Origin of the sequence: Butyricicoccus sp. AF18-9LB (assembly GCF_027684505.1) — a bacterium.
Classification (GTDB): Bacteria; Bacillota; Clostridia; order Oscillospirales; family Butyricicoccaceae; genus Agathobaculum; species Agathobaculum butyriciproducens.
In genome coordinates this window covers 13,995-21,928 of sequence record NZ_JAQCWA010000030.1, presented here as the reverse complement: position 1 = coordinate 21,928, position 7,934 = coordinate 13,995, and the positions used below count along the sequence as shown (strand labels likewise).

Here is a 7,934-nt window from a genome sequence, read left to right as displayed (position 1 = left end):
AAATTTGCTCGCAAATCGCTCTTGTTCAATTATGCGGTATTGCCTTAACCGTTTACCTGCTTTGCCAGCTCGTCAGCCAGCGCTTCGAGTGCGCCGAGCTGATTCTCTGCCAGTGCAGACTTGATGGAGATCGGGTTCTCGAGGATGGTCATGTTCTTCATGCCCTCGAGCATGCCGATCATCTGCTTGCCCGCAGTAGCGGCCCATGTGCCGTTGTCGATGACGGCAACCGTGCGGTTCTGCAGGTTAAGCGCCTTGATATCGGACAGATATGCTTCCATCTTCGGCTGGATGCCGCTGTTGTAGGTCGGCGCAGCGAGCACCAGATGGCTGCAGCGGAAGCTCTCCGCCACCAGCTCGGAAACGTCGGTCTCGGAAACGTCGTACATCGCGATGTTCTTCACGCCCTTGTCGGCCAGCATGCCTGCGAGCACGTTTGCGGCGTTCTCGGTGTTGCCGTACATGGTCGCGTAGGCGATCATGACCGTCTTGTCCTCCGGCTCGTAGGTGCTCCACTTCTGGTACTTCTCCAGCAGCAGGCCGAGATCCTTGTGCCAGATCGGACCATGCAGCGGGCAGATCATCTCAATATCGAGCGATGCCGCCTTCTTAAGCAGCGTCTGCACCTGTACGCCGTACTTGCCGACAATGTTGGTGTAGTAACGGCGGGCATCGTTCATCCATGTGGTGTCGAACGTGATCTCGTCATCGAAAATGTTGCCCGCCAGTGCGCCGAATGTGCCGAATGCATCAGCAGAGAACAGGATCTTGTCCTTCTCGTCGTAGGTGACCATGACCTCCGGCCAGTGCACCATCGGCGCCATGACAAAATGCAGGGTATGCTCGCCCGTGGACAGCTTGTCGCCTTCCTTGACGACCAGCGCACGCGCGGCAACGTCCGTTCCGTAGAACTGGGCGAACATGCCGACCGCCTTGGCGCTGCATACCATCTTCACCTCCGGATAGCGGCGCAGCATATCGTCGATCATCGCACAGTGATCCGGCTCCATGTGCTGAACGACCATGTAGTCCAGCGGACGGCCGTTCAGCGCGTGAACGACGTTTTCGATATACTGACGGCTAATGGACTCGTCCGCCGTGTCAAACAGCACGGTTTTCTCATCCAACAGCACATAGCTGTTATAGGATACCCCCTTGGGAATCGGGAACAAATTTTCAAAGCGGCTCAGGCGGCGGTCGCTGCCGCCAACATAAATGAGATCATCCTTGACCTTTCTGGTACTGTGCATCGCACGACACCTCCGTGTAAATATCTATATTGAATTGTAGCATATTTTTGTGCATTCGTCCAGTGGTAGGGTTAGTCGCGGCGTACAAAAAAACGACCGATGAAACAGCCGGTTTTTGACGGGATACAGGTTTCGATCGATTGCAGCAGCGTGCAGGTACCGAGCACCATGAACAGACCAAGCGACAGGCTGATCAGCCGGCCGACAATCTCGCCGGGAGTTTGCCGTTCAGCGCTCCGTGCAGCATATCGAATGAGCGTTCTGTTTTTGCCATGTGCATTCTCTGTTTCGTTTTTTGTCTGCTTCTATTGCAGCACGGTTTTATTGATGAGAAAAGCACATGTTTCTCATGTTTTGCATTGCAATTCCGCATATATTGTTTTGTCCAAAAACAAAGAAAAAGTGCAGAAAACTTGCGTTTTCTGCACTTTGAAAGCACAAATATTGATTAGCGCTTGGAGAACTGCGGAGCGCGACGAGCTGCTTTGAGACCGTACTCACCTGACCTTGATCCCAAAAGTCCAGTATTCATTCGGGTTTTCGGGCTTCCCTCTCTCAGTAAACCCATAGGCACACCCACGAAATCGCGAAATTTTGGGTGTAGTTTAACGCAGCCCGAATGCTGCATTCACAACGCTGCTCAATTCCTCAAGTTTATTATACTTGACTTTCGCATAGATGTCCATAGTCGTTTTGCTGTTCTCATGGCCTGCCAGATACTGCACCGTCTTAGGATCAACACCTTTGTAAATCAGATTGGTGATGTAGGTGTGCCGCAGCATGTGTGGGGTCACCTTGAAGTCCATCGTATACACCAGTTTGGGATTGTTCGGCTGATGCTCACCAAGCCTTGGCTTTATTCTATGCTTCCTCGTTCGACAAAATATTCTACAATAATATCGAATTTGCTCGAATGGGAAAGGGTAAACCCTGCCTTGCCGAGCGTCTCCTGCATCTGGACAAGTGACAACTCCAACATCCAGAAATTGTAGTCCTAAAAATATGCAGTCAAGCATATTGGGCAACAGTAAAAGTGGTTTTGATTTTCGCGGTAGCTGCGTTCATTGAAAACTTGCAATTTGCGAACAACTCGCATATTGACTTTCTTGCTTTCTTGGATTATAATATTTGCGAATGAACTGCAAATTGGAGGTGCGGTGACTTGCATAGCTATAGCACGCGGCAGCGAAAGGTTCTGCTTGCCTATTTGAGCCAGCACCCGGACGAGCTGTTGTCCGCACGGCAAATTGCGGACGCTTTGGCAGATAAAAAAATCAGCCTGAGCGCCGTATATCGAAACCTTGCACAGTTAGAGACAGAGGAAAAAGTGCGTCGGAGCAGCAAGAGCGGCACGCGCGAGGTCTACTATCAATACCTTGATGCCGAAAGCTGCAAAGGTGCGCTGCACATGAGCTGTATCAAATGCGGCAAGACCTTTCACATGGCAGATGGTAACGCAGCTTTGCTCGCAAAGCTTTTGGCGCAGAGCGAACAGTTTATGTTGGACACGACTGACACGATCCTCTATGGAACTTGTTCGGACTGCAAGGGAAAATAACGATTGGAAAGGAGGACAGACCATGACAAAGAAATTTCGTTTTATGACGGGCTTGCTGGCCGTAGTGCTGGCCTTTGTTATGCTGTCCTCTCTTGCCTATATCGCAGTGGAATCCGACCATGACTGTACTGGCGTGGACTGCGCCATCTGCCATCAGATCAACGTCTGTGAAAACCTGCTCAAAAGCATTGGGCTTGCCGGCTCCGCCGCAGCTACTGTAACGGCGATTCTATATATTCTGTGCCGGATCATTCCCTCCTGTACAGAGGTTGCCCGCACCTTTACGCTGGTTTCTCTCAAGGTCAAACTTTCAAATTAAAAATAAGAACTTTTTACAAGGGTGTAGTCTATCTTTTTTCGGATAGACTTTTGCGGCGTTGCTGTTACCCTTGTATTTTTGCGCCCATTTTTAAGTTCTTATCATGATTTGGAGGTAACAAACCCTATGAAAAAAATAACTGCGCTGCTGCTTGCGCTTTTGATGCTCGTCGGCGCTCTTGCCGGCTGCGGAAAGCAGAACGATACCAACAAAACCGACAAACTGAGCATTGTCACTACCATTTTCCCCGAATATGACTGGGTGCGTGAGATTTTAGGTGACAAAGCCGATAACGCCGAAGTCACGATGCTGCTTGATAACGGCGTTGACCTGCACAGCTATCAGCCCACTGCCGATGACATTGTCAAAATCTCCAACTGTGACCTGTTCATCTATGTGGGCGGCGAGTCCGACGGCTGGGTGGACAATGCTCTGAAAAATGCCACCAACAAGAACATGAAGGTCATCAACCTGCTGGATGTCCTTGGCGACAGCGTCAAGACCGAAGAAGTGGTCGAGGGTATGCAGGAAACAGAGCACGATCACGACCATGACCACAGCAAGGAAATCTCCACCTTTGAAGATGACGAGGTTCAGGACAGAAGCCTGTCTGATTGGGCGGGCGACTGGCAGTCTGCCTATCCCTTTGTGCCGGACGGAACACTGGATGATGCGTTTGCAGCGATGGCAGAGAAAGGCGAAATGACCGCCGAAGAATACAAGACCTACTATCAGAACGGCTACAAAACGGACATTGCCAACATCGATATTGAGGGTGACCACATCGAGTTCACCTACGAAGATAGCAAGAAGGTCGGCTCTAACTACAAGTATGTCGGCTATTACATTCAGAACTGGTCTACCGGCACGAAGGCGGCCATGTATCGCTTTGAGGCGGAGGACAAGGATTCCGGCGCGCCGGTCTACATTGAGTTCAATGACCACATGATCGAACCGGCTGCCGCCGAACACTTCCACATCCGGATGAGCAACGAGAGCTTCGACGCGATCGTCGATCCCGAAAACTCCTGGCCTACCTTCTTCCCGGCTGACATGACCGGCGAAGAGATCTGCGAACACATGAAAGGGCATGACCACGACGAGGACGAAGACCACGAGCATGAGGAAGAAAAGGACGAGCACGTTTGGCTTTCTCTGAAAAACGCGGAGGTTCTTGTAAATGCCATTTCCAAGTCCTTGCAGGAGCTGGACCCCGACAATAAGGACACCTACGCTACCAACGCCGCTGCCTATATCGAAAAGCTCTCTGCGCTGGACGGTGAATATCAGGCTGTCGTGGACGCTGCGACCTATAAGACCGTTCTGTTCGGCGACCGTTTCCCATTCCGCTATCTGGTGGACGATTACGGTCTGAGCTACTATGCCGCTTTTGTGGGCTGCTCCGCCGAAACGGAAGCCAGCTTTGAGACCGTTTCGTTCCTTGCTAAGAAGGTGGATGAATCGAAACTGCCCTGCGTTCTGACTATTGAGGGCGCACAGCATAAAATTTCCGAAACCATTGTCCAGAACACCGCTGAGAAAAATCAAAAGGTGCTGACCATGGATTCCATGCAGTCCACCACTTCTAAAGATGTGGCAAACGGTACGACCTACCTCTCCGTGATGGAGAAGAACCTGTCCGTGCTGAAAGAAGCATTGGGTTAAGGAGGTAGGTCTATGGCTCAGCTCACTTGTCAAAATCTCCGCGTCGGCTATGATGGGAAGTCCGTTCTGCAAGATCTCAGCTTTGAGGTCTTTGCAGGCGACTACCTCTGCATCGTAGGGGAAAACGGCTCTGGTAAGAGTACACTTATGAAAACGATCCTTGGCTTGCAGCCGCCCATCAGCGGCAGAATTTTGACAGGCGACGGGCTGAGGAAAAATGAGATCGGCTACCTGCCGCAGCAGACCGTCGTACAAAAGGATTTCCCTGCATCCGTGAGAGAGATCGTTCTCTCCGGGTGTCAGGGGCGCTGCGGCAGCCGCCCCTTTTATAACAAAGAAGAAAAACAGCTTGCCGAAGAAAACATTCGGAAAATGCAGATTGATAAGCTCTCAAAGCGGTGTTATCGAGAGTTGTCCGGCGGGCAGCAACAGCGGGTATTGCTTGCCCGTGCGCTGTGCGCCACACAAAAAATGCTGCTCTTGGACGAGCCTGTTTCCGGGCTTGATCCCAAAGTGACAGCGGAAATGTATCGTCTGATCGACGAACTGAACCATCGGGACGGTATCACCATTATTATGATTTCTCACGATATTGCCGCCGCAGTCAAATACGCCAGCCATATTCTGCATATTGGCAACACCGTTTTCTTCGGAACAAAGGCAGAGTATCTCCAAAGCCCGCAAGGGCGGCTATTTGCCGCAGAGAAAGGCGGTGATGAACAATGACCGCAATCTTGGAAAAACTGACCCTCTATTGGGCGTACCCCTTTGTCCGCTATGCGCTGGTGGTCGGCGTGCTGATTGCGCTCTGTTCCTCTCTGCTGGGCGTAACGCTGGTGCTGAAACGGTTTTCCTTCATCGGTGACGGACTTTCTCATGTGGCGTTCGGAGCCATGGCGATTGCCGCTGTGCTACAAATCACCAACGAAATGCCGCTGGTCATGGTCATTACAATCATCAGCGCCGTGCTGCTTCTGCGTACCGGGCAGAACACGAAGATCAAGGGCGACGCCGCCATCGCCATGATCTCGGTGGGGGCACTTGCTATCGGCTATCTGCTGATGAATTTGTTCTCCACATCCTCTAACTTGTCCGGCGATGTGTGCAGCACGCTGTTCGGCTCGACCTCTATTCTGATGCTGACGAAAAGCGAGGTCTGGCTGTGCGCGGTGCTGTCGGTGGCGGTCGTGGCGGTATTTGTTCTTTGCTACAACAAAATTTTCGCTGTGACCTTTGATGAAAACTTTGCAAAGGCTGTGGGGACAAAGGCCGATTTGTATAACTTACTGATTGCCATAACGGTCGCCGTTGTGATCGTGTTGGCAATGAACCTTGTCGGCTCACTGCTCATATCCGCCCTTGTTATTTTCCCGGCGCTGTCTGCCATGCGGGTCTACAAAAACTTCCGTGCGGTGACGATCTGTGCGGCCGTCCTTTCCGTCTGCTGCGCCGCACTGGGCATTCTGATCTCCATCCTAGCTGGAACGCCGGTCGGCTCGACCATTGTGGCCGTGGACATTTTTGCATTTCTGATTTTCTCAGGAATATCCCGATTGGGAGGTATCCGCACATGAAACAGGCTTTGTTTATTCTCGCCGTCGCGCTTTATCTGGTTTCCCTCTGCGCCTGCGGCGATCAGAAGATCCAGTCCAAATCGAAGCAGGGCAGCGCGACCCAGCAGGTCGTTCAGGAGCAGATGGCGAATGCCACAGGCGAAACGACCGTTCCGCCGACTGCAATTCCGGAGCAGCAGCCTGCTGCGGATGAAACTACACCGGAAACATCCGTTCCGGAACCGGAGCAGACGCAGCCCGCCGAAGCGCTTCCGGACTATGAACCGGCACAGACCTCCGGCGAACCGGATGTCGATCTGACTACGCTCAGCAGCACGATGGTCTACTCCGAGATCTATAACATGATGTACGAGCCGGATCGGTATGTCGGAAAGCGCATCCAAATGAATGGGCAGTTTGCGGCCTATGGGAATCCGAACACCGGCGCGGTGTACACGGTCTGCATCATCATGGACGCGACTGCCTGCTGCTCGCAGGGGCTGGAATTCGTCCTCGCGGGCGAGCATAGCTATCCTGCCGGCTATCCCGAACTGGGAACAGAAATCACGGTCGTTGGCACATTCCAGACCTACGAAGAAAACGGATATATGGACTGCCATCTGGTCGATGCAGAGATAACCGAGTAAGAAAATCGTATCTAGCAAAAAATAGGCAGCTTTCCACCGAAGCCGCATTTCTGCGCAACGGTTGACGAAAGCTGTCTGTTTTGCTATATTATGCTCGTCAGTACAGAATATATCCGATGCGTGGCTTCCTGCATCGAGCGAGCCGGGTGGTATTGAATAGCGCTTTACAATCACCCGGCGGTTATCGCCCTAAAATGTAACTTTTCTGCGAATACAAGCTGATTTTCAGTTTCCACAGTGTCGAACATACTCTGCATCGAAATACCCACCTATCGACTTTGCGGTTTTGTGGGATTTTTGCACGACCGCAAATATACACACGCCCCAGCGAGCGAAAAATATACTCTACCGATGCGGTATTAAAACGGTGTTTGAAGTTATAGCTCACCGTTGAAAAATGCGGAACCTGCTCGTTCAGCGGATATCCAATAAACCACCGATACGCCATATTCATCCTAATCTCTTCCAGTGTTCGGCGCAGAGAACGAATGCCGTAGATATGTTGAAGCAGCACAATTTTGAACAGAACAACAGGATCAATGCTGGGACGCCCATTGTCTTTGCAGCACAAATCCTCAACAAATTCATACACCTTATTAAAGTCGATCGCTGCATCGATCTGACGCAGCAGATGGTCCTGAGGAACCATCTGTTCCAAACTTACAAACTCAACTTGATTTCTGTTTTCAATATTTTTCGTTAGCACGTTTATCACCCGTACTTATTATTCCATTTTTCGAACCATTTTACCAGAAAAAGGCCACCCGTAGGTGACCTTTTTCGACAGGCTGTATATCCTTATCGCTCGGCATTTTTAGGCCAATCAGGTTGAAGGTTTTGTTTCCAGATGGCATAAGATCAAATACTTCACGGTCAAATTCCATAATGAGGCCTCCCAATGTGTTACAGAGTAGAGATTTCTATGCATGTTGCGGATGATAA

The 7,934-nt window shown here is 51.1% G+C and carries 9 protein-coding genes and 2 pseudogenes; 6 read left to right on the top strand and 5 right to left on the bottom strand.

All coding sequences use genetic code 11. From position 1 onward, the window contains the following. Positions 1-44: 44 nt before the first annotated feature. From PGY33_RS12740 to PGY33_RS12730, 3 genes and pseudogenes are all read right to left on the bottom strand, one after another. Positions 45-1,250 carry an FprA family A-type flavoprotein gene (locus PGY33_RS12740; protein WP_118480739.1) on the bottom strand — a complete coding sequence of 402 codons (1,206 nt, stop codon included), beginning with the start codon at positions 1,248-1,250 and terminating at the stop codon, positions 45-47. A gap of 605 nt (positions 1,251-1,855) precedes the next feature. Continuing rightward, a pseudogene (locus tag PGY33_RS12735) lies at positions 1,856-2,119 on the bottom strand (tyrosine-type recombinase/integrase); the annotation flags it as partial. Beyond that, positions 2,107-2,226: pseudogene (locus PGY33_RS12730) on the bottom strand (RNase III inhibitor); the annotation flags it as partial. The pseudogenes PGY33_RS12730 and PGY33_RS12735, both read right to left, overlap by 13 nt. A gap of 186 nt (positions 2,227-2,412) precedes the next feature. On the opposite strand from PGY33_RS12730, the gene PGY33_RS12725 reads away from it, so the two are divergent. From PGY33_RS12725 to PGY33_RS12700, 6 genes are all read left to right on the top strand, one after another. Then, positions 2,413-2,808 (top strand): Fur family transcriptional regulator, encoded by a 396-nt coding sequence (locus PGY33_RS12725; protein ID WP_270478916.1) that lies wholly within the window; start codon positions 2,413-2,415, stop codon positions 2,806-2,808. A gap of 22 nt (positions 2,809-2,830) precedes the next feature. Further along, positions 2,831-3,127: a hypothetical protein gene (locus PGY33_RS12720; RefSeq protein WP_118761881.1), complete on the top strand. Its 297-nt coding sequence runs from the start codon at positions 2,831-2,833 to the stop codon at positions 3,125-3,127. A 126-nt stretch (positions 3,128-3,253) separates the two neighbouring features. Next, positions 3,254-4,792 carry a metal ABC transporter solute-binding protein, Zn/Mn family gene (locus PGY33_RS12715; protein WP_118480745.1) on the top strand — a complete coding sequence of 513 codons (1,539 nt, stop codon included), beginning with the start codon at positions 3,254-3,256 and terminating at the stop codon, positions 4,790-4,792. A 12-nt stretch (positions 4,793-4,804) separates the two neighbouring features. Further along, positions 4,805-5,518: a metal ABC transporter ATP-binding protein gene (locus PGY33_RS12710; RefSeq protein ID WP_118480747.1), complete on the top strand. Its 714-nt coding sequence runs from the start codon at positions 4,805-4,807 to the stop codon at positions 5,516-5,518. Then, complete coding sequence (locus PGY33_RS12705; RefSeq protein ID WP_270478915.1) at positions 5,515-6,366, top strand: metal ABC transporter permease; 852 nt, start codon at positions 5,515-5,517, stop codon at positions 6,364-6,366. The genes PGY33_RS12710 and PGY33_RS12705 overlap by 4 nt, the downstream gene beginning before the upstream one ends. After that, positions 6,363-6,992 carry a hypothetical protein gene (locus PGY33_RS12700; RefSeq protein WP_118480749.1) on the top strand — a complete coding sequence of 210 codons (630 nt, stop codon included), beginning with the start codon at positions 6,363-6,365 and terminating at the stop codon, positions 6,990-6,992. The genes PGY33_RS12705 and PGY33_RS12700 overlap by 4 nt, the downstream gene beginning before the upstream one ends. Positions 6,993-7,173: 181 nt before the next feature. Here PGY33_RS12700 and PGY33_RS12695 read toward each other — a convergent pair whose 3' ends face one another. Both PGY33_RS12695 and PGY33_RS12690 read right to left on the bottom strand, forming a co-directional pair. Continuing rightward, on the bottom strand, positions 7,174-7,641 hold the full coding sequence (locus PGY33_RS12695) for a transposase (protein WP_243022942.1): 468 nt from the start codon (positions 7,639-7,641) through the stop codon (positions 7,174-7,176). Positions 7,642-7,738: 97 nt separating this feature from the next. After that, positions 7,739-7,876, bottom strand: coding sequence for a hypothetical protein (locus PGY33_RS12690; protein WP_158575203.1), 138 nt, complete (start codon positions 7,874-7,876; stop codon positions 7,739-7,741). Positions 7,877-7,934: the final 58 nt, after the last annotated feature.